18 protein-coding genes are annotated in these 22,361 nt (G+C 66.1%); 5 read left to right on the top strand and 13 right to left on the bottom strand.

Annotation, left to right across the window (positions count from 1 at the left end):
- Positions 1 to 36: 36 nt before the first annotated feature.
- A complete protein-coding gene (locus NY08_RS06725; RefSeq protein ID WP_032397830.1) occupies positions 37 to 1,788 on the bottom strand; it encodes a proline--tRNA ligase in 1,752 nt (583 codons plus the stop codon).
- 69 nt (positions 1,789 to 1,857) lie between these two features.
- On the opposite strand from NY08_RS06725, the gene yaaA reads away from it, so the two are divergent.
- From yaaA to mgtE, 3 genes are read left to right on the top strand one after another with little or no spacing between them, the layout of a single operon-like run.
- On the top strand, positions 1,858 to 2,601 hold the full coding sequence (yaaA, locus tag NY08_RS06730; protein ID WP_045195537.1) for a peroxide stress protein YaaA: 744 nt from the start codon (positions 1,858 to 1,860) through the stop codon (positions 2,599 to 2,601).
- Complete coding sequence (locus NY08_RS06735) at positions 2,598 to 3,878, top strand: DUF2786 domain-containing protein (protein WP_235387131.1); 1,281 nt, start codon at positions 2,598 to 2,600, stop codon at positions 3,876 to 3,878. Before yaaA ends, NY08_RS06735 begins: the two co-directional genes overlap by 4 nt.
- Entirely contained in the window at positions 3,851 to 5,197 is a 1,347-nt protein-coding gene (gene mgtE, locus NY08_RS06740; RefSeq protein ID WP_094638050.1) for a magnesium transporter, read from the top strand. The genes NY08_RS06735 and mgtE overlap by 28 nt, the downstream gene beginning before the upstream one ends.
- Positions 5,198 to 5,210: 13 nt before the next feature.
- On the opposite strand, the gene NY08_RS06745 is transcribed toward mgtE, so the two are convergent.
- The 11 genes from NY08_RS06745 to mqo form a co-directional block, all read right to left on the bottom strand.
- Positions 5,211 to 6,698 carry an MFS transporter gene (locus NY08_RS06745; protein ID WP_045195540.1) on the bottom strand — a complete coding sequence of 496 codons (1,488 nt, stop codon included), beginning with the start codon at positions 6,696 to 6,698 and terminating at the stop codon, positions 5,211 to 5,213.
- A 7-nt stretch (positions 6,699 to 6,705) separates the two neighbouring features.
- A complete protein-coding gene (gene cobA / locus NY08_RS06750; RefSeq protein WP_032398366.1) occupies positions 6,706 to 7,941 on the bottom strand; it encodes a uroporphyrinogen-III C-methyltransferase in 1,236 nt (411 codons plus the stop codon).
- A gap of 11 nt (positions 7,942 to 7,952) precedes the next feature.
- On the bottom strand, positions 7,953 to 9,635 hold the full coding sequence (locus NY08_RS06755; protein ID WP_045195543.1) for an ATP-binding cassette domain-containing protein: 1,683 nt from the start codon (positions 9,633 to 9,635) through the stop codon (positions 7,953 to 7,955).
- Between the two features lie 53 nt (positions 9,636 to 9,688).
- Complete coding sequence (locus NY08_RS06760; RefSeq protein WP_045195545.1) at positions 9,689 to 11,356, bottom strand: DUF7800 domain-containing protein; 1,668 nt, start codon at positions 11,354 to 11,356, stop codon at positions 9,689 to 9,691.
- 57 nt (positions 11,357 to 11,413) lie between these two features.
- Complete coding sequence (locus NY08_RS06765; RefSeq protein WP_045195547.1) at positions 11,414 to 12,430, bottom strand: zinc-binding alcohol dehydrogenase family protein; 1,017 nt, start codon at positions 12,428 to 12,430, stop codon at positions 11,414 to 11,416.
- Positions 12,431 to 12,432: 2 nt separating this feature from the next.
- A complete protein-coding gene (locus tag NY08_RS06770; protein ID WP_045195548.1) occupies positions 12,433 to 12,819 on the bottom strand; it encodes a cobalamin biosynthesis protein in 387 nt (128 codons plus the stop codon).
- Positions 12,820 to 12,832: 13 nt separating this feature from the next.
- Positions 12,833 to 14,263, bottom strand: a complete 1,431-nt coding sequence (locus NY08_RS06775; RefSeq protein WP_045195549.1) for a cobyrinate a,c-diamide synthase — start codon at positions 14,261 to 14,263, stop codon at positions 12,833 to 12,835.
- Positions 14,257 to 14,877, bottom strand: coding sequence for a cob(I)yrinic acid a,c-diamide adenosyltransferase (cobO, locus tag NY08_RS06780; protein ID WP_032397822.1), 621 nt, complete (start codon positions 14,875 to 14,877; stop codon positions 14,257 to 14,259). The genes NY08_RS06775 and cobO overlap by 7 nt, the downstream gene beginning before the upstream one ends.
- A 9-nt stretch (positions 14,878 to 14,886) precedes the next feature.
- Entirely contained in the window at positions 14,887 to 16,824 is a 1,938-nt protein-coding gene (locus tag NY08_RS06785; protein ID WP_045199874.1) for a magnesium chelatase subunit D family protein, read from the bottom strand.
- A gap of 242 nt (positions 16,825 to 17,066) precedes the next feature.
- Positions 17,067 to 17,543: a GNAT family N-acetyltransferase gene (locus NY08_RS06790; RefSeq protein WP_027496727.1), complete on the bottom strand. Its 477-nt coding sequence runs from the start codon at positions 17,541 to 17,543 to the stop codon at positions 17,067 to 17,069.
- Positions 17,544 to 17,554: 11 nt separating this feature from the next.
- The gene (mqo, locus tag NY08_RS06795) at positions 17,555 to 19,123 is read right to left on the bottom strand and encodes a malate dehydrogenase (quinone) (protein WP_230597003.1); all 1,569 of its coding nucleotides are present in this window, start codon (positions 19,121 to 19,123) and stop codon (positions 17,555 to 17,557) included.
- 144 nt (positions 19,124 to 19,267) lie between these two features.
- Between mqo and NY08_RS06800 the strand changes: the two genes are divergently transcribed.
- Both NY08_RS06800 and mtr read left to right on the top strand, forming a co-directional pair.
- Entirely contained in the window at positions 19,268 to 20,308 is a 1,041-nt protein-coding gene (locus NY08_RS06800) for an alpha/beta hydrolase (RefSeq protein WP_045195551.1), read from the top strand.
- Complete coding sequence (gene mtr, locus NY08_RS06805; RefSeq protein ID WP_045195553.1) at positions 20,305 to 21,690, top strand: mycothione reductase; 1,386 nt, start codon at positions 20,305 to 20,307, stop codon at positions 21,688 to 21,690. The genes NY08_RS06800 and mtr overlap by 4 nt, the downstream gene beginning before the upstream one ends.
- A gap of 6 nt (positions 21,691 to 21,696) precedes the next feature.
- On the opposite strand, the gene NY08_RS06810 is transcribed toward mtr, so the two are convergent.
- Positions 21,697 to 22,263 (bottom strand): alpha/beta fold hydrolase, encoded by a 567-nt coding sequence (locus NY08_RS06810; protein WP_045199878.1) that lies wholly within the window; start codon positions 22,261 to 22,263, stop codon positions 21,697 to 21,699.
- Positions 22,264 to 22,361: the final 98 nt, after the last annotated feature.

Consider the following 22,361-nt stretch of genomic DNA (forward strand, 5'->3'; position numbering starts at 1 on the left):
GGGTAAACGACCGCGCAGCAAGATCGCGAGACTGTCCTACGGCGTGCGCCGCACGGCCTCGACGATCCCCTCGACCGCCGAGTCGATGTCGAGTTCGCGACTCTCACCGGTGAAGCGATCACGGATCTCGACCTTGCCGTCGGCCCAACCGCGGCCGAGAACGACCACCAGCGGAACACCGATCAGTTCCGAGTCCTTGAACTTCACTCCGGGCGAGGCCTTGCGATCGTCGAACAGCACCTCGATGCCCTGGGAATCGAGTTGTGTCGCAATGGATTCCGCACCCGCTCGCGCAGCGTCGTCCTTGTTCGCGATCACCAGGTGGACATCGGCAGGTGCAACCTCCGACGGCCACCGCAGACCCTTGTCGTCGTGCATCTGCTCGGCGATCACGGCGACCAGACGCGAGACGCCGACGCCGTAGGAACCCTGAGTCAGGCGAACCGGCTTGCCGGTCTCACCGAGGACGTCGACAGAGAACGCATCGGTGTACTTGTAGCCGAGCTGGAAGATGTGTCCGATCTCGATTCCGCGAGCACTGACGAGCGGTCCACGACCGTCGGGAGACATGTCGCCGTCACGCACCTCGGCTGCTTCGATGGTGCCGTCGGGAACGAAATCGCGACCGGCGACGAGGTTGACCACGTGCTTGCCCTTGACGTCCGCGCCGGTGATCCACGACGTGCCGTCGACCACCCGGGGATCGACGAGGTACCGAACTCCGTTGGCCTGCAACGCACGAGGCCCGATGTACCCCTTGACGAGGAACGGATTGGCCGCGAAGTCCGCGTCGGTGAGCAGAGCGAATTCGGCAGGCTCGAGTGACGCTTCGAGGCGCTTCTCGTCCACCTCGCGGTCACCGGGCAGGCCGATGGCGAGCAGTTCCCACTCCCCTTCGGCACCCCGCACCTTGAGTAGGATGTTCTTGAGTGTGTCCGCGCCGGTGACGGTGCGTCCGAGATCTGCGGAGTTGGCCCACTCCACCAGGGTCGCGATGGTGGGGGTGTCGCCGGTCTCGTGATCGACGGCAGCGGGCTGCCCTTCGATCGGCAGCGGCGCAGGTGCCGGCGTGGTGACGGCCTCGACATTGGCCGCGTATCCCGACTCGATGCAGCGCACGTAGGTGTCCTCACCGATGTCGCTCTCGGCCAGGAATTCCTCGGAGGCGCTGCCTCCCATGGCACCGGACGTCGCGGCGACGATGACGTAGCTGACCCCGAGGCGGGCGAAGATGCGCTGGTACGCCTCACGGTGGGCGGCGTAGGACTTCTTCAGTCCGTCCTCGTCCATGTCGAAGGAGTACGAGTCCTTCATCACGAACTCGCGGCCACGCAGAATGCCGGCGCGGGGACGCTCTTCGTCGCGGTACTTGGTCTGAATCTGGTAGAGCGTGACCGGCAGGTCCTTGTACGAGTTGTACTCGGCCTTGACCGTCAGCGCGAACAGTTCCTCGTGCGTGGGACCGAGCAGCATGTCGTTGCCCTTGCGATCCTGCAACCGGAACAGGGCGTCGCCGTATTCGGTCCACCGATTGGTGGTCTCGTACGGCTCGCGCGGCAGCAGTGCGGGCAGGGATATCTCCTGCGCACCGATGGCGTTCATCTCCTCGCGCACGACACGCTCGACCTGCCGAAGCACCCGCAGACCCAGCGGCAACCAGGAGTAGACGCCCGGCGCGATACGGCGGACGTAACCGGCGCGGACCAACAACTTGTGACTGTCGACCTCGGCGTCGGCCGGGTCGTCGCGAAGGGTACGAAGGAACAACTGCGAAAGACGGGTGATCACAGGTTGTCAGACTAGTCGCTCACGCAGTGCCTGTGAGCAGGCGGCCGTGCAGTGAGTAGCCTCGAGCCCGTGCTGATTCTGCTGCCTCCCTCCGAGACGAAGTCCGACGGCGGTTCCGGAGCACCCCTCGATCTGGACCGCCTGTCGTTGCCCTCGCTGACGCCGCTTCGCCGAAAGCTCGCCGACGCGCTGGTGGAACTGTCCAGCGACGTCGACGCATCGATCACGGCGCTCGGCCTCGGCCCCACTCAGGTCGACGAGATCGAACGCAACGCCCGGTTGTGGACCTCACCCACCACCCCTGCGCTGCAGCGGTACACCGGCGTGCTCTACGACGCCCTCGACGCGGCGTCGTTCACCCGTGCCGGTCGGGCCAGAGCGAACGCGAGGCTGTGGATCGGCTCGGCACTGTTCGGGGCCGTCCGTGCCTCCGATCCGATTCCGTCCTACCGTCTCTCCGGTGGCTCGACCGTTCCGAATTTCGGGACGCTGCGATCACATTGGAAGCCCGAACTCTCCGATGCCATCGACGCCGAGGACGAGGGGATCGTCGTCGACCTGCGATCGGGCACCTATCAACAACTCGGTCCCGTCCCGGGCGCGATCACCGCAACGGTGCTCACCGAGAAGCCCGACGGCAGCCGATCGGTGGTGAGCCACTTCAACAAGCATCACAAGGGTCTGCTGGCACGCGCATTGACCCTGACCACCGCCGAGCCGAAGGACGTGAAAGCTGTTGCGCGCGTTGCGTCCAAGGCCGGCCTTCGGGTCGAAGTGGCGTCGAACACCGAATTGATCGTGCTCACCGAATGAACGACATTCCGGGACTGCTCCGCCTCGGTGCCGACGCATCGGTCGGCAAGACCAGGAGCCAGCGCGTCGCCGACGACGTCGCGGATCGGCTGGTGTCGATGGACGCGACCGAACTCGGCTCTCGGGCGCTGACGAACATGATCGAGGCGATGTACGAAAACGGCTGGCAGCCCATGGATCTGGTGCATGTCGTGCGGCGTCAGCACACGGTGGCCGTCGCCGATCTCGCTGCCGCGGTGCTGCTGCATCAGGCCGACCTCACCGACGCCGATGCACGGGCCCCGCAGGACTGGGTGGATCAGATGTCCACGATCTGTGAGCAGTTCCCCAAGGTTGCGGCGCGGGTGGAGGCCACGCCCGATTTCCTGACCGCGTACCTGGCCTCCTCGGGTAAGTCCGATTACATCGCAGCCAGTGATCAGTGGCTCGACGTGCTCACCCTGCTCGGCCGATGGCAGACGCTGCCCCGGTGGCCTCAACTCGGCCCCAAGCCGTCCCAGTGGCCGCGCACTCGTCCCACGGTGACCGGTGTCGCCGGTACCGACTCACCGAACACCAAGATGCTGAGCAAGATTCGCGGTCTGCTGGCCAAGGCCGACGCCACGGATTTCGAGGAGGAGGCCGAGACACTGACGGCCAAGGCGCAGGAGTTGATGACGCGCTACTCCATCGACACCATGCTGCTCTCTCAGGGCCACATCGACATTCACGGCCGACGGGTACATGTCGACGGCCCCCATGCGCCCGCCAAGGCGCAACTGCTGCACGTCGTCGCAACCGCCAACCGCGTCAAGGCGATCTGGGATCCGGAGTTCGCCGTCGCAACCCTGGTCGGGGCTCCGGTGGACGTGGAACAGATCGAGTTGCTGTTCACCTCTCTGCTGGTTCAGGCAACGCGCGCCCTCGGGCATTCACCGCAGGCGAAGAAGCGCAGGAAAGCCGGATCGGCGGCGTTCGGCAAGGCGTTTCTGTACGCCTATGCCGTCCGCATCGGAGACCGCCTCACCGATGCCGACGCGCTCGCACTCGAAGAGGCCCGTCACGAATCAGGTGATCTGCTACCGATTCTCGCCGCGCAGACCGTCGCCGTCGAAGCCGAGTTCGATCGACTGTTCCCGACGGCGAAGCCGATGCGCGGCCCCGCCTGGACGCCGAGGGCTGGGATTCGGGGCAGGCTGCGGCGGATCGAGCGGACCTCTCGCGCTGAGGTGTTCGAGTCCACCGCTCGTACGCAAGGCAAAATGGTTCCGTGCCCGAAACTCTCGACGACATCATGACCCGTACGTCCGATCTGCTGACCGACCGCGACATGGCCGCCTTGTCCACCCTGATGGCCGAGCTGTCGACCACCGATGCGGTGCGCATGCTTGAGCGGGTCGACTCGTCTCGACGAGCGGTGTTGTTTCGTTTGCTGCCGAAGGACGAAGCGGTCACGGTCTTCGAGCGGTTCGACGCCACCGTTCGCGGCGAGTTGTTCGAGAGTCTTCGCAGTGACGATGTGATCGCTCTGTTCGAGGATCTCGACCCCGACGACCGTGTCGAACTTCTCGACGAACTCCCGTCCAACGTGGCACATCGACTGTTGGTTGGCCTGTCTCCCGACGAGCGCGCGCTCACCGCCCCCATGCTGGGGTACGAGCGCGGGTCGGTCGGTCGCCGCATGAGTCCGGAGTTCGTTCGGCTGCGCAGTGCCGCGACCACTGCCGACGCACTCGATGCCGTGCGACGCACCGGCTCGGACGCCGAGTCGGTGTACCTGTTACCGATCACCGACGATCACCGAACTCTACTGGGGGTGGTGACCCTCGCCGATCTGGCGACTGCGGCACCGACCACTCCCGTCGGCAAGCTGTACTCGGATCATCCGGTGGTCAAGGCCGATTCGTCGGCGGAGGAAGCTGCCCGACTGTGCTTCGAGCACCGCAGTCCTGCAGTGGTCGTGGTCGATTCCGAGCAACGGCTGATCGGCATTCTCACCCTCGAGCAGTCGTCACGAATCCTGGAAGAAGCCGAGGACGAGGACGCTGCCCGCGCCGGCGGCTCGGAGCCGCTGCGCAGGCCGTATCTGTCGACGCCTGTGCTGTCCATCGTTCGCTCCCGCGTGGTGTGGTTGCTGGTGCTGGCGCTGTCGGCGATCCTCACGGTGCAGGTGCTCGAGATCTTCGAGCACGCGCTCGCCGCCGTCGTCACTCTCGCGCTGTTCATTCCGCTGCTGACCGGAACCGGCGGCAACACCGGCTCGCAGGCCGCGACCACCGTCACGCGGGCACTCGCGCTCGGTGACGTGCGACCGCGAGACATAGCCGCGGTGCTGTTTCGCGAGATTCGGGTCGGAGCGACGATGGGTGCGATGCTCGGCACCCTCGGCTTCGTGATCGCAGGACTCGTCTACGACTGGCACCTCGGGCTCGTCATCGGCACGACGCTGTTGTCGATCTGCACACTCGCAGCCACTGTCGGCGGAGCGATGCCGCTGATCGCCAGAAAGATCGGTGTCGACCCGGCGGTCTTCTCGACACCCTTCATCTCCACCTTCTGCGACGCGACGGGATTGATCGTCTACTTCCTCATCGCCAAGGCCGTCCTCGGCGTGTGATCGGCGCTGCTCGTTACCCCTTCTGGGCGTTTTCCTGAGCGGCCTGGGCCTGTGCGACCTGCTGCGGGGTGAAACGAATGAACACCGCAGCGATTCCCGCGACCACGGCGCAGACGGCGCAGCAGAACAGCGCGAACATGTAGCCCGAGCTCAACGCATCGAGCTGGGTGTCGTTCATCAGCGTCGCCGGTCCGGAAATGCCGCCCAACGACAGGGTGCGGGAGGTCACCAGCGCGCCGATCACGGCCAGCGCCAAGGGCCCGCCGAGGGTCTGAGCAACCAGGGCGATGGCGGTCAAGGGGCCGATCTCGGTGGGGCTCACTCCGGCGATGGCGCACAGCGGGAGCGGCACGACCGTCAGGCCGACGCCGAATCCGATGCCGATGACGGGGAAGAACAGTCCGGGGAAGTACGACGAGTCTGCGTTCATGGTCGCAACCGACACCATCAGCCAACCGACCATGATGACGGCACCGCTCAGAATCAGCCACCGTGGGGCGATGCGCGTCACCAGCTGCGAGGCCAGGAATGCGGCGGCACCGAGCCCGAAGGCGAACGGCACGAACGCCAGGCCCGCGTGCAACGGGCTGTATCCCAGGATGTCCTGAACGAACAGTGCCACGTACGCGGCGAGGCAGAACATCACCCCACCGGCGAAGAAGATGGCCACGAACGTCGCCACGCGGTCTCGGCTGCCGAACAGCGAGAACGGAAGCAGTGGGTTGTCGGCGCGTCGCTCGACCATCAGGAACAACCCGAGGAACAGCAGGCCGGCGAGCAGCGAGACGATGACGATCGGGTTGGTCCAGCCCAGTTCGGTGCCCTCGCTCAGAGCCAACACAACGCCGGTGCAGCCGAGCGTCGCCAGAATCGCTCCCGGCACGTCGAGCGGTAGCCTCGCCCCCACCGTCTCCTGCAGCGACACGACTGCGAGCACCACGATGACGACACCGATGGGGACGTTGATCAGGAAGATCCACCGCCACGACACCTCGGTCAACGCACCGCCGATGATCAGCCCGGCGATGGAGCCGACACCGGTCATGGCCGCGTAGATCGCGATGGCCTGATTTCGAACCGGGCCCGGCGCGAACGTGGTCGCCACCAACGCGAACGCCGTGGGCGACGCCACCGCGGCTCCGACGCCTTGGAGCGCACGAGCCGCTACCAGCGTCGCCTCGTTGACCGCGAGCCCGCACAGCAGGGAGGCGACGGTGAACAGTACGACGCCGGCCAGGAACATCTTCTTGCGGCCGAAGGCGTCGCCGAGTCTGCCGCCCAGGAGCATCAGCCCGCCGAAGGCGAGGGCGTACGAGGTGAGCACCCAGTTGCGTCCGGCATCGGAGAGACCCAGATCGGCCTGCAACGGTGCCAGAGCGAGATTGGCGACGGTGCCGTCGAGCACCACCATCAACTGCAGGCCGCTCAGGACGATGATCGCCAACCCGAACGCGCGGGTCGTCACCGGGTACTTGACCTCGGTGCTGGAGGTATCGGGCATCGATGATTCAGGCACGGGCGTTCACGTTACCGGCGTGTACAGAGAAACCGGCAACGGTTCCGATGACCACGATGGCCGGAGGCCTGATCTCCGCGTCGCGAACAGCATCGGCGACGGTGCTCAGAGTGGCGCGCACTTCGCGCTGGGTGCGCATGGTGCCTTCCTGAACGACGATCACCGGGGTGTCGGACGGCCGACCACCGGCGATGAGAACGTCGGCGAACAGACCGATGCGTTCGACGGCCATCAGCAACACGATGGTGCCCTTGAGCTTGGCCAGCGCATTCCAGTCGACGAGCGAATCGGGATGGTCGGGTGCCACGTGGCCGCTGACGACGACGAACTCGTGGGTGACGGCGCGGTGCGTCACCGGTATCCCGGCGGACGAGGGTACCGAGATGGCGCTGGTGATTCCGGGCACCACCGTGACCGGGATTCCCTCGGCGGCGAGCGCTTCGAGTTCTTCGTATCCCCGACCGAACACGTAGGGGTCGCCGCCCTTGAGCCGGACGACGAACTTGCCTGCCTTCGCTCCGTCGATCAGCGCCTGGTTGATGGCCTCCTGCGCCATCGCGCGGCCGTACGGAATCTTCGAGGCGTCGATGACCTCCACGTGCGGACCCAATTCGGCGAGCAGCTCGGGCGGTGCGAGCCGATCGGCCACCACGACGTCGGCGTAGGCGAGCAACCTGCGGCCGCGGACGGTGATGAGGTCCGGATCGCCCGGTCCCCCACCCACCAGTGCCACGCCGGTCAACGGCGCATGCGCCGAATCGGCGACCACACCGGACTGCAGAGCGTCGATCACGGCATTGCGCACCGCGGCCGATCGACGGTGCTCACCGCCGGCGAGGACGCCGAGGGTCAGACCGTCCCATTCGGCCGACGCCGGGGTGACGGCGGTGCCGTCCTTGGCGATATCGGCTCTCACGCAGAAGATCCTGGACGCGGTCGCCTCGGCGACGATCGCGATGTTGGTCTCGGCCTCGTCGGTGCAGGCGACGGCGTACCAGGCGTCGGCGAGGTCGCCCTCTCGATAGTCACGCAATTCCATCGTCACCTGTCCGAAGGTCGCCATCGCCTCGACTGCCGGTGTGGCCTCGCGGGTGATGACGTGCACCACGGCACCACAGGAGATGAGCAGTGGCAATCGACGCTGCGCGACGGTGCCTCCACCGACCACGACGACGCGTCGACCTTCCAGATTGAGGCCGACCAGATAGGGAGAGTCAGTCGCGTTCACGAGAGGAAACGCTACCGCGCGCGCTGCACCCGCTTCTCGTCCCATACGGGCTCGTCGGATTCGTAGGCCTGACCGGTGCTGCCGAACACGAGGAATCGGTCGAAGCTGCGGGCGAACCACCGGTCGTGCGTCACGGCGATGACGGTGCCGTCGAACGCGGCGATCGCGTCTTCGAGTGCATCGGCAGACATGAGGTCGAGGTTGTCGGTCGGCTCGTCCAGCAGCAACAGGGTGGCACCGGACAGTTCGAGCAGCAGAATCTGCACGCGCGCCTGTTGGCCGCCGGAGAGGTTGTCGTAGGACTGCTCGGCGGCTCGGGCCAGACCGTAGCGGTCCAATGCCCGTCCTGCGGCCTCGCGGCCCATACCGTCACGATGTTCGTTGCCCATGTGCAAGATGTCGAGCAGCGTGTTGCCCGCGAGATCCGGACGAGTGTGGGTCTGCGCGAACAGACCGGGCCGGACGCGAGCGCCGAGCACCGCGGTGCCGGTGTGCGGAACCGGATCGAGTGCCAGTTCCTGAACCGGCTCGTGCTCCTTCTCGGGATCGGTGCCACCGTTGGCCAGCAACCTGAGGAAATGCGATTTACCGGAACCGTTGGAGCCCAACACCGCAACGCGGTCGCCGTACCAGATCTCGGTGTCGAAGGGCTTCATCAGTCCGGTCAGTTCCAGCGCCGTACACACCAACGCGCGCTTGGCTGTTCGGCCGCCACGCAGCCGAACGGTGACGTGCTGCTTCAGCGGCACCGCCTCGGGCGGCCCGGCCTCCTCGAACTTGGCCAGCCGAGTCTGCGACGCGTGGTACCGAGCAGCGACACCGTCGTTGAACTTGGCCTTCTCTCGCAGACGCAGCACCAGCGCCCGAAGTTTGACCAGTTCCTCGTCCCACCGCCGTCGTAGTTCGTCGAGCCGAGCATTCCGGTCCTCACGCGCGGCGTGGTAGGTCGCGAACCCGCCGCCGTGCACCCACGAGGTGGCACCGCTGACGCCCGGTTCCAGCGTCACGATCCGGTTCGCGGCGTTGGCGATGAGTTCCCGGTCGTGGCTGATGAACAGGACGGACTTGTCGGAGTCGCGAATGGTCGCTTCGAGCCAGCGCTTGCCCGGCACATCGAGGTAGTTGTCCGGCTCGTCGAGAAGGAGCAGATTGTCCGAGCCGGCGAACAGAGCCTCGAGCACGAGACGCTTCTGCTCGCCGCCACTGAGGGTCGACGCAGCGCGCCACTTCGCGCGGTCGAACGGCATTCCGAGTGCAGCAGTGGTGACCTTGTCCCAGAACGGTTCGAGGTCGTAACCGCCGACGTCACCCCAATCGGAGAGGGCCTGCGCGTATTTCATCTGGGTCTTCTCGTCGTCGACCTCGATCATCGTGTTCTCGGCGGCGTCGAGGGCCGCAGCGGCCGTCTGCACGGCCGGCGACGCAACCGACAGCAGCAGATCACGCACGGTCGAGTCGTCTCGCAGCTGACCGACGAACTGCCGCATCACCCCGAGTGAGCCCGAACTCGACACCGATCCTTCGTCGGGGGTCTCGTCCCCCGCGATGATCCGCGTCAGTGTCGTCTTGCCGGTTCCGTTGGGACCGATCAACGCCGTCTTGGCACCGTCGCCGACGCGAAACCCGACACCGTTGAGCAGCTGTCGTCCGTCGGGCAGGAAGTAGACGATGTCGTTCAGTTCGAGGTGGGCCACAACGAACCAGCCAACCTCATCGGCCCGGCGATGGCCAATCGTTTACTCGTCCGCTAGGCGAGGGCCAGGACCGACGTCTCGGTGAGCACCTGTTTGCCCGCATCGTCGACGTGCGCGTGGTGCACCCGCAACCGAGCCGAGTCGCCGTGCAGGGTCAGCAACATGACACCGTTGTCGAACCAGGGGCCCGCCTCGGCCTCCCACTCGACACCGGACGGGCCCACGTGTGCCGCCCGCGCCAGCTTCGACAGAATGCGGGCAGCGGGACGTTTGATGGCCAGCTTGTTGACGGCGCGAATCGGCAGATCGAGCGGATTGCGGAACGGCGACATTGTCAGCTGATACGTGGCCGGTACCTCGCGCCCGCCGACCCCGAAGTCCGCGTTCGCCACGTACGAGCAGTGCACGTCGCCCGAGAGCCACATGATCGAGGCGGGTGTGTTCTCGCCGCGAGAGAGCTCACGCGTCAACGCCGCCATGTCGTTGAAGGAGTTGGTGAAGGCCGCCCAGTGTTCGAGGTCGAGGCCGATCCGCATCTTCTCGGCCACCTTGGCCGACACCGACCCCCAACTGCCCTGTGCCACGGCCTCGTTCCACTGTTCGAGGTAGTGCAGGGCGGGCAGCATGAGATAGGGCAACGACGACCCGAACAGCAGATGTCGCGGGGTCTTCTCGAGTGCGCGCTCGCGTACCCACGCCCACTCCTTCTCGTCGACCATCTCTCTGTTGTTCGGATCCAGATTCCGTGAGCACCGCGAGTCGATCATGATCAACCGAGTGTCGCCGAAATCTCGGTAGAAGCTCCATCGTCCGGTCTCGGGCCTGCGGTCGACACGTAACGCGAAGTCGGCCAACAGCTTCTCCCGCTCGGTGTCGGTGTCGGCAGACCGAACTGCGGCGTACATCTCGTCCTGCGCCAGCTCCTTGGGCGAGAGGTTGCCCAGGTGCTGGTACACCCAGTAGGACGAGTACGCGCCGACCACACGATCGTTCCACCACGGCCGTGTCACGATGTCCCGACGCCAGGAGGCCGACGAGTTCCAGTCGTCGCGCAGATCGTGGTCGTCGAGGATCATGCACGACGGGATGCTCGCCATCAGAGTCCGTACCGGCTCGAGTCCCCACGATTCCCGGTACAGCCAGGAGTACTCCTCGAAATCGCAGATCTCGTTCTCCGCGTCGGTACCGATGGCGCTCTGCGGTCCCTCGCCCGAGCTTCGGCGCGCCTGGAGTCGTTCGACGATCTCCGGGGACGGGTCGTCGGCGTAGACCTGGTCACCGAGGAGCAGCAGCGCCTGCGGCCATCGACTCGGATCCTGCTCGATCAGCGCGTTGCCCAGCCCGGCCAAGGCGTCGGCCCCGATCTGTTTCAAGGATTCGTCGCTGTAGTTGTCACCGCGCCGACACGACCCGAAGGCCAACGTGACGGGTCCCTCGGCGTCGACGGTGTGGATGGCCGCCGTCCGACCTTCCGGGGGCCACACGCGACGCTCGTCGACGAACACCTCGTAGTTCACCGTTGCGTTGGCCGGCAGTCCTTCGAGCGGTACCAGCGCGTAATGGTGGCCGTGCACTCCCCACGTTCGTTCGGAACCCCGGACGCCGGCGTCGGTGACCACGGAAACCGTCGACGATTCGGCCATCTCGAACCACAGGGTCGCCGTCTCGGTGCCGACGTACCGGACGATCGGGCCGAGCAGGACGATGCTGTCGGAAGTCATTGGATCCACATTGCCTGCGTCGGCCCGCTTTCGCCAGTCGGTGGCGCGGATCGGTCCTCAGGAACGGGCCGCGACCACGACCTTGCCCCGTACGTGTCCGGTCTCGACCAACCGGTGCGCTTCGCGTAGCTGCTCGGCGTCGATCGGAGAGAGGACCGTCGTCGCGGTCGTCCGCACCGAACCCGCATCGACGAGTTCGGCCACCCTGGTCAGTAGCTCGTGCTGACGAATCAGATCCGCAGTCTCGTGCATCGGGCGAGCGAACATGAATTCCCAGTGCCAGGAGATCGCCTTCGTCTTCAGCGGGAGAACGTCGAGTGTCTCGGGATCGTCGATCGCCACTATCTGTCCGAACGGCGTCAACAGGTCCGCATAGATCTCGACCTGGCCGGCGGAATGGGCAGTGAACACGTAGTCGATGCCGTCCGGTGCCACTTTGCGTACTTCGTCGCGAAGGTCGCGGTGGTGATCGACCACCTCGGCTGCTCCGAGAGAACGAACCCACTCCACCGCGTCCTCACCCGCTGCCGTCGCGATCCCGCGCACACCAGGAACCAGGGTCCGAAGTAGTTGCAGCACAACAGATCCCACACCTCCGGTGGCACCGACCATCAGCAAGGTTCCGGTGGTCTCGGCAGTGATGCGGAGCTTGTCGAACAGTCCTTCCCATGCAGTGATCACGGTCAGCGGTAACGCCGCGGCCTGTGCGAAATCGAGGGTCGTCGGTTTCTTCGCCACGATGCGTTCGTCCACCGCATGGAGCTGCGAGTCGGTCCCGGGTCGGCCGATGTCTCCTGCGTAGTAGACCTCGTCCCCCGGCGCGAACATGGTGACCTCGGCGCCGACAGCGCGCACCACACCAGCGGCGTCGAACCCGAGCACCTTCGGCTCGCCCTGCGGATCGTTGCCGGCACGGACCTTGACATCGACCGGGTTCACCGACACGGCTCGCACCTCGACCAGCAGGTCTCGCGGCCGCACGGCGGGCACGTCGACGACGACATCGGTGAGGCTGGCGGGGTCGTCGATCGGAAGCGAGCGGGTGTAGGCAACGGCTGTCATCGTCTCGGTCATACCTACAGGATGGCCCGAACCCCCGGTCCACCGTCAAGGCAGAGCTCGACCACGGCAACGGTGACACCGGCCGAACCGAACCTGGGCACCGTCAACTGCGTCGAACCGCCGGCCAGCAACGCCGCCGCCTCGGCGACGCTGGCACTTCCGACGGCACGGAGCACCCGAACCGATGTCGTCGGCGTGACGACGGTCGACAGTTCCCTCGCCGAGTAGGTCACTCCCCGAACCCCCATGCTCGACGCCACCGCCGCCACCAGTTCTGCTTTCCGGTCGATCGAGGCGATGGCCTCGACACGCCAGTCCGGTTGCAGCACCGTGGCGATCGCGGCCACGACGGCGGCGGAGCCGACGCCGGCTCGGGCACCGATTCCGACGACCACCCGCATCTCGCGACCTCTCTTACACGCGCGCGTAATCGACGGCGGCCGAGACGAATCGGGTGATCGACTCGGAATTGCCTGCGGCGTGGGTGTGCAGATACGACGCGTGGACGCCGCCCTGCACGAAGCCCTCGCGCACTGCAGTTCTGCCGTCGGGGTTCTGCCTGTGCCAGCCCCAGGCGGCCGACACCGCCTCGCGCACGTCCCTGGATCGGTTCGTTCCTGCAGGCTCCACTCCCACGACGAGCTTCGTGCGATGGAACTCGTGGCCGGTGACGCGGGTACCCGCGTCGAACAGTGTCGACGATTCGAGGGCAACCGCGTCGCGGTATCCCAGAGTGAGGGTGTTCCCGAATTCCGCGTCCACATCGACGACCCCGGCCATGGCATGACCGTCCAATCGCCTTGCCAGATACAGCAATCCGGCGCATTCGGCGTGGATCGGCAATCCCTGGGCCGCCGCGGCTCGAATGTCGGCGAGCAACACCTCGTTCGCCGACAGTGCGGCTGCGTGTTCCTCCGGGAATCCGCCGGGTAGTACGACTCCTGCTGTGCCGGTGGGCAATCCGTCACGCAGCGGGTCGAACACGGCCACATCGGCCCCGGCCGCGCGGAGCAGTTCGACGTGTTCGGTGTAGCCGAAGGTGAATGCCGGTCCACCCGCCACCGCTATCACGGGCGATCCCTCGCAGGTGCGTACCTCGTCCTCCGGGGACCACTGCGGCGCGGTCACCGACGATCGAGCCAGTGCGCTCACAGCCTCGATGTCGACGAATCGCGAGACCAGGGCGCTCATCGCGTCCACGGCATCGGTTGCGGCACCACCGTGTTCGACCGCTGTGATCAGCCCCAGGTGCCGTGACGGGACGACCAGTTCGCTCATGCGCGGCAGCGCGCCGAGTACCGGAACACCCACCCGTTCGCACGCTTGACGCAACACGTCCTCGTGCCGCTGACTGCCGACGCGATTGAGAATCACACCCCCGATGCGGACGCTGGCATCGAACGTCGAGAACCCGTGCAGCACAGCGGCGAGCGACTGACTGTGCCCGCGGGCGTCGACCACCAGGATCACCGGCGCACCGAGCATCGCGGCCACCCGTGCGGTCGATCCCTCGGCAGACGCCTCCCCCGGGCCGGTCATGTCGATCTTGCCGTCGAACAGTCCCATGACGCCCTCGACGACCGCGATGTCGCAGCCTCGACTGCCGTGTCGGAACAAGGGGCCGATGCGGTCGGCACCGACCATCACGGCGTCGAGGTTGCGGCCGGGGAGCCCGGCGGCGAGCGAGTGATAACCGGGGTCGATGTAGTCCGGCCCCACCTTGAACGGGGCGACGGTGCGGCCGGCGCTGCGCAGCGCACCCATCAGCCCGGTTGCCACCGTCGTCTTTCCGCTGCCCGACGCGGGGGCCGCAATGACCACGGCGGGGCACGACGGAGTCACCATTCGATGCCTCGCTGTCCTTTGCGGCCGGCATCCATCGGGTGCTTGACCTTTGCCATCTCGGTCACGAGATCCGCGGCCTCGATCAGCTCATGGGGCGCATCCCGTCCGGTGATGACGACGTGTTGGTTGCCCGGTCGATGGGTCAGAACCTCGACCACCTCCGCGACGTCGACCCAACCCCACTTGAGCGGGTAGGTGAACTCGTCCAACACGTAGAAGCGGTGTGACTCCTGCTCGATCCGCCGGGCGATCTCCCGCCAACCCTCTGCTGCCGCCTCGGCGTGGTCGACGTCGCTGCCCTTCTTGCGGGTCCACGACCACCCCTCGCCCATCTTGTGCCATTCGACGGCTCCGCCGACCCCGGTGCTCTCGTGCAGGTCGCCGAGTGTGCGAAACGCCGCTTCCTCGCCGACCTTCCACTTGGCGCTCTTGACGAACTGGAACACTCCGACGTCGAATCCTTGATTCCAGGCCCGCAACGCCATCCCGAATGCGGCCGTCGATTTCCCCTTGCCCGGTCCGGTGTGCACCGCTAGCACGGGCAGATTGCGGCGCTGACGCGTCGTGAGGCCGTCCTGCGGAACGGTTCCAGGAGCCGGTACACCCTGAGGCATCGCGTACTCCTACGCCGCTGCGCGAACGACAGCGGCGACCTGCTCGGCCGACAGGTCCGCGAGGGCCACGTAGCCACCGCCGAGGCACGCCGCGAAATCGGCAGCGAGTCCGAGGCGGACCATTCCCGATTCGCAGTCCACCACGACGGAGGCGATCTTGTCCGACGCGATGCGCCGGGCGGCGATGCGGGCCCGGCCGACCGGATCGGTACCGCCGGTGGCCCGTCCGTCGGTGAGCGCGACCAGCAGAGCGCGGCGCAGCGGATCTCGAACACGCTCTCGCAGAACGAGTTCACGCGCCTGCAGAAATCCCTGCGCCAGTGGCGACCTACCGCCGGTCTTCATCTTCCGCAATCGAGTGACGGCCACGTCCACCGACGACGTCGGTGGCAGTACGGTCTCGGCTTGCGTGCCGCGCACGGTGATCACGGCAACCTTGTCGCGGCGCTGATACGCATCGCGCAGCAGCGACAGCACCGCACCGGTCACCGCGGAGAGCCGATCTCGCGCAGCCATCGATCCCGAGGCGTCGACGACGAAGACGATCAGGTTGCCTTCACGCCCCTCCTTGATCGCGCCCCGCAGGTCCGCGGGCTCGAGCTTCAACCGGCCGGCGGTGCGGCCGCGGACGACCTGCTGCTCGGCCGCGGCGAAGAGGGTGCCCACCAGGTGCAGACCTCTGCCTGGCTCGACAGTGGGCCGTACCGACCGTCCGTGCGAGGACCGCGACCGCGACCGTCGGCCGGGCGCGCCCTCGCCCACTCCTGGAACCTCGAGCAACCGCGCTCTGAACTGTGCTCCCGGCGTGCCCGCCTGCTTCTCGCTGCCGGCACCCGAGGACGGCGGTGGTTGCTTCGACTCGTCGCGTGAATCGGAGGACTCGGAGTCGGAGGACTGGGACTGGGACCCATCGTCGGGGGCCTCGGGCTCGGGCGCTCCCCCGCCGTCGGGATCGGGGTCCGGGTCGGGTTGTTGCTCGGCCTGTTCCGCAGCGTCGCGCATGGCGTCGTCCAACTGCTTGTCGTCGATTCCCGGCTCGTCGAAGGGGTCGCGCCGACGCCGGTGCGGCAGAGCCAGTTCGGCGGCGATTCGCACGTCTTCCTCGGCCACCTCGCTCGCCCCTCGCCAGGCGGCGTGCGCGGACGCGGTACGCGCCAGCACAAGATCGGCACGCATGCCGTCGACGTCGAAGGAGGCACACAGCGCGGCGATGCGACGAAGTTCCTTGTCGCTCAACACCACGTCGTCGAGAATTTTGCGGGCGGCCAGAATCTGCTCGGCCACGGCGATGTCGTCGTTGCGGAATTCTGCGGCGAACGCGTGCGGATCACGCTCGTAGTTCATCCGGCGGCGGACGACGTTCATGCGGACGTCCACGTCCCGCGATGCCGTCACCTCCACTGCCAGACCGAAGCGGTCGAGCAGCTGCGGACGTAGCTCGCCCTCCTCGGGATTCATCGTGCCGACGAGTACGAATTGTGCAGGGTGAGAATGAGATACACCGTCACGCTCGACGTGCACCCGGCCCATCGCGGCCGCGTCCAGCAGCACGTCGACCAGATGATCGTGCAGCAGGTTCACTTCGTCGACGTAGAGAACACCACGGTGCGCGGCCGCGAGGAGACCGGGTTGAAATGCACGTTCGCCGTCGCGCAGAACCTTCTCGAGGTCGATGGACCCCACCACTCGGTCCTCGGTTGCCCCCACTGGAAGTTCGACGAGCTTCGCCGGGCGCGACCCGTCCTCGTCGTCCACGGCGGGCAGTAGGGTCGCGAGCGCGCGCACCACCGTCGATTTCGCGGTGCCCTTTTCTCCTCGAACCAGTACGCCGCCGATACCTGGGTGTACGGCGCACAGAATCAGCGACAACCTCAGCTGATCCTGACCGACGATCGCACTGAACGGATATCCCGGTTCGGGAACACTCCCATTTCGCTGCACAGCCAATTCCCTTCGTGCCCGGAGTTCCGCGCCGGACGTTCGGTCGAGATACACGAAGGCGGGCGGCGATCTGGCTGACAGGGGAATCTTCCGATCGAAGAGTCTCCTGAACACAGTGGCGGGACCGCGCCTGATTGACACAGGACTTCTCCGCGACCGACTTCGAACGGAACACTACCGCCGAACGAACGAATGCCACACACGGTGTCGACCGGGTGTGGCATTCATTCGTCGAGTACTACAGGAGGTCAGGCCTCGCTCCAGGCGGTGCCGCCGCCCCGGCGCATAGGGGTGTGCGGGATGCCGTCCTCGAGAACCTCCTCGCCGTCGGGCAGGAACCCGTGCTTGGCGTACATGTCGACGAGGTAGCTCTGCGCGTTGATCCGGCACGGCGCAGAGCCGACCTCGGCAAGCGCCGCGCGCAGAATTCGCGTGGTGTGGCCCTGTCCCCTGGCGGAGCGTTGCGTGCAGAGCCGGCCGATACGGAACGCCTTCTCGCCGTCGTCGTGCTCCTCGAGCAGGCGAAGGGTGCACACCACTTCGCCGTCCCGTTCGAGCCAGAAGTGTCGTGTCTCGGTCAGTAGGTCACGCCCGTCCAACTCCGGGTAAGCGCATGCCTGCTCGACCACGAACACCTCGACACGCAGCTTCAACAGGTCGTACAACGTGCTGTTGGACAGGTCTAGTGCCCATGATCGTTTGAGAGCTGCTGCTTGCGTATTCATACCTTTTGCTATCACACACCCGAGGGCTGTGCGAGCTCACGAGCATTTTCCAGTTCCAGCGTCTTCGACGTCCAGGCCCAGACCTCGTCGAACAGGGAGCTGTTCTGCGCCAGCTTGACCCCGAGCGAGGGAACCATCTCCTTGAGCTTGGGCTGCCATGCGTCGTACTTGTCGCCGAAGCACCGCTGCAGCACGTCCAGCATGGCCGGAACGGCGGTGGATGCGCCGGGCGATGCACCGAGCAGTCCCGCGATCGTGCCGTCCGCAGCGTTGACCACGGCCGTGCCGAACTCGAGTACGCCGCCGCGACCCTTCTTGCGGATCACCTGCACGCGCTGACCCGCGGTGACGAGCTCCCAGTTCTCGCCGAGCACCGAGGGTGCGAACTCGCGCAGCGTCTCGACACGATCCGCCTGCGACTGAGCCAGCTCACTGACCAGGTACTTGACGAGTCCGAGTTCGGTCACGCCGACTCCGAGCATCGACATCAGGTTGCCGGGCTTGACCGAGCCGGGCAGGTCGGTGATCTTGCCCTGCTTGAGGAACTTGGGCGACCAACCGGCGTACGGGCCGAACAGCAGACCCTGCTGGCCGTTGATCACGCGGGTGTCGAGGTGCGGCACCGACATCGGCGGAGCGCCGACCGACGCCTTGCCGTACACCTTGGCCGAATGCTGCTCGATCAGTGCCGGATCGGTGCATCGCAACCACTCGCCGCTGACCGGGAAGCCGCCGAATCCCTTGATCTCCGCGATCCCGGACTTCTGCAGCAGGTGCAGTGCGCCGCCGCCTGCGCCGACGAACACGAACTTGGCGTTGACGGTCTTCTTCGCCCCGGTGCGCTGGTTGGCGACCTTGACGTCCCAGGTGCCGTCGGACTGCTTGGTGATGTTGCGCACATCGTGCCCGAAGTGCACGGTGCCGCCCGCGGACGACAGATAGTTGAGCAGCTGCTTGGTGAGCGCACCGAAGTCGACGTCGGTGCCTTCCTGGCTCCAGTTCAGCGCCACCGGGTCGGAGAAGTCACGGCCCTTGGCCATCAATGGCAGTCGCGCGGAGAACTCGTCCTTGGAGTCGATGTACTCCATGCCTGCGAACAGTGGGTTGCCCACGAGCGCCTCGTACCGCGCCCGGAGGTACTTCACGTTCTCTTCCCCGTGCACGAAGCTCACGTGCGGAATGGGGTTGATGAAGTTCTTGGCGTCGGAGAGAACACCGGTTTCGATACCGTGTGCCCAGAACTGACGCGACACCTGGAACTGCTCGTTGACGTTGAGCGCCTTCGCGATATCGACGCTGCCGTCCTTGTTCTGCGGCGTGTAGTTCAGCTCGCACAGGGCCGAGTGGCCGGTGCCCGCGTTGTTCCACGCATCGCTGCTCTCGGCTGCGGCCGCGTCGAGCCGCTCGTAGACGTCGATCGACCAGTTCGGCTCGAGCTGACGGAGCAGCGCACCGAGGGTGGCGCTCATGATTCCGGCACCGACCAGAACGACGTCGGTCTTGATCCGCTTACCCTGCTCATCTTTGGACACTGGAGAATCGACTTCCTTGTCTGTCGAGATCTCGGCCGGTGGCGGCATCGACCGAAGAACTCTGTTGTAGAGGGGCTACTCACCCGGTGCGGTCAGGTTACTAGCTGGGCCTACCCCATCGGACACCACGTCAACCCGGTCTCGATTGTGCTCCTCGGACGCCGCTCGCGGCGCCCACTACAGTTGTGATCTGTGACTACCTGGGTGCCCGATGTCCTCGGCGACGGCTACGAACAGACGACCATTCCACTCGGTGACGATCCGGACGGCGAGGGGCAGGTCGAGGCCACTCTCGTGCGGTATCAACCGTTGGGTGCCGCGAACGTCGAGCGCGCGGTGATCTACGTCCACGGATTCACCGACTACTTCTTCCAGCGACACATCGCCGAACACTTCGCCGCGATGGGCTACGCCTTCTACGCGCTGGACCTACGCAAGTGCGGACGGTCGCGCCGTGAGGGTCAGACCGCGCACTTCGTGACCGATCTGGCGATGTACGACGCCGAGCTCGACGAGGCTCTCGCCCTGGTCCGCGCCGAACGCGCCGATGCCCCGGTGCTGCTCATGGCGCACTCGACGGGCGGACTCGTACTGCCGCTCTGGCTCAACCGCCTCAACCGCCGAGAAGGCGGGTCGGCCGGCCTCGGCCTGTCGGGCGTCGTGCTCAACAGCCCCTGGTTCGATCTGCAGGGTCCACCCGCGATACGCAGCGTCGGCACCGCAGCGATCGACGTGATCGGACGGTTCCGAGCCAAGGCGCAGGTGCCGGGCAGCGGCCTGGACACCTACGGACTCTCGCTCGCCGCCTCCGAGAACGGCGAATGGGACTACGACCTCGACTGGAAACCGCTCGCGGGCTTCCCCATCACGTTCGGCTGGATCCGCGCTGTCCGCCACGGTCACGCCGAACTGCATCGCGGCCTCGATATCGGCATTCCGTCGCTCATCCTGCGCTCGAAGGTGACGCACTTCTCACGCCGGTACAGCTCCGCGGTCGACGCCGCAGACGCCGTCCTCGACGTCCGCCAGATCGCCCGCTGGGCCGGCTGCCTGGGCGACCGCACCACCATCGTCCCCATCGAGGGAGCCCGTCACGACGTGTTCCTGTCCACCGAGGAGCCACGTGCGCGGGCCTTCGAGGAAATGGACGAGTGGATCGAGTGGTTGCATCGAAGCGAGGGCACCGACCACGCGTCGGGCAAGGACCACACCGAGAGCGGGCACATCTCATGACCGAGCATTTCGACGTCGCGATCATCGGCTCCGGATCGGGTAACTCCATCGCCGATTCGCGCTTCGAGGACAAGAAGATCGCACTTCTGGAAGAGAACTCGACATTCGGCGGCACCTGCCTCAACGTCGGCTGCATCCCGACGAAGATGTTCGTCTACGCCGCCGAAGTCGCCCGTACGGTGCGTGATTCGTCCAAATACGGTGTCGACGCGCGTGTCGACGCGGTGCGCTGGCCGGACATCGTCGACCGCGTCTTCGGCCGCATCGACCCCATCTCGGAGGGCGGCAAGCGCTACCGCGCCGAAGGCAGCCCCAACGTCACATTGTTCGAGGGCCACGCGAGGTTCGTGGGCCCCCGCACGATCGACACCGGCACCGGCACCGTCATCACGGCAGACCAGGTCGTCATCGCGGCCGGATCCCGGCCGGTGGTGCCGCAGTCCATCGCCGATTCGGGTGTCAGCTATCACACCAACAGCGATGTGATGCGGCTGCCGGAGCTTCCCGAGCATCTGGTGATTCTCGGATCCGGTTACATCGCAGCGGAATTCGCGCACGTGTTCTCCGCGCTCGGCTCGAAGGTGTCGATCGTCGCCCGCAAGGACACCTTGTTGCGCGCACTGGACGCCGACATCTCCGAGCGGTTCACCGAATTGGCCCGCGCCAAATGGGACGTCCATCTCGACTCCGGTGAGACCCGTGCCGTCACCGAGGGCGCCCTGCACGGCGTCGAATTGGCCGACGGCACCAAGGTTCTCGGGGACGCGTTCCTGGTGGCCGTGGGCCGCGAGCCGAACGGCGATCGGCTGGATCTGGACACGGCAGGCATCGACATGGACGACGAGGGCCGCATCGTGGTGGACGAGTTCGGCCGCACCACCGCCGAGGGCGTGTTCGCGCTCGGCGACGTCTCCTCGCCCTACCAGCTCAAGCATGTGGCCAACCAGGAAGCACGAGTGGTCCAGCACAACCTGCTGCACGACGCATGGAACGGTGACACCGCCGCGCTGCGCACCAACGACCACCGTTTCGTTCCCGCGGCGGTGTTCACCGATCCGCAGATCGCCGAGGTGGGCATGACCGAGGAACAAGCCCGTGACGCCGGCCTGGACATCACCGTCAAGGTCCAGAACTACGGCGACGTCGCCTACGGCTGGGCGATGGAAGACAGCGAAGGTCTGTGCAAGATCATCGCCGAGAAGGGCACCGGGAAGATCCTCGGCGCGCACATCATCGGCGCTCAGGCCCCGACCCTGATTCAGCCCATCATTCAGGCGATGAGCTTCGGCCTGTCCGCCCAGGACATGGCGCGCGGTCAGTACTGGATTCACCCCGGCCTGCCCGAGGTGGTCGAGAACGCTCTGCTGGGACTCGACCTGTAGTTCCGGTCACCACGGGCTGGTACGCAGCACGATTTCCGTTGCCAGCGCGGCCGGCTCGTCGGCGACGACATTCGCGACACCGTCGAGTTGAACCACGCGGAAGTCCGAGTAGACGAAGCGGCCGCTCGCGTCGGCGGATGCGCGGCCCAGTGAGGACCCGACGACCAGTGTCGTCGGCAACTCGACCGGGGGGCAGTCCGCGGCGCGCACGGTGCCCTGCTCGTCGGCGATCGCGGGGTGGCAACGGTTCACCGCGATCAGACTGGCGAAGCGCCCGAAGGTTTTGGCAGCCAACGTCCAAGCCGACTCCGCACCCGCGCCGCTGCCGACGAGATGCACCCACGACAGCTTCAGCTCGTCGAGAACAGTCAGGATCGCATCGTCGCTGATGCCGTCGATGCTTTCCAGCGCAACGGTTTTCAGATCCGAATTGTGCAGCCGTTCACTGACGGCGTCGTACACATCCACTGGATCGCCTGCATCGGGAAGCAAGAGAACGGCGTGCCTGCTGTCCGGGCCTGCGACCCGAACCGAACATTGCCCACCCGCAGCACTCACATGCGTGAACTCCATGGAGACGACGGTACTGCCTCTTGCGCCGACCACACATCGGTTCTATGGTTAGTTACATGAGTAATGAACCAGCGAGGCGACCAACCTCGACGCATCGG

This window comes from Rhodococcus sp. B7740 (assembly GCF_000954115.1).
Lineage (GTDB): Bacteria > Actinomycetota > Actinomycetes > Mycobacteriales > Mycobacteriaceae > Rhodococcoides.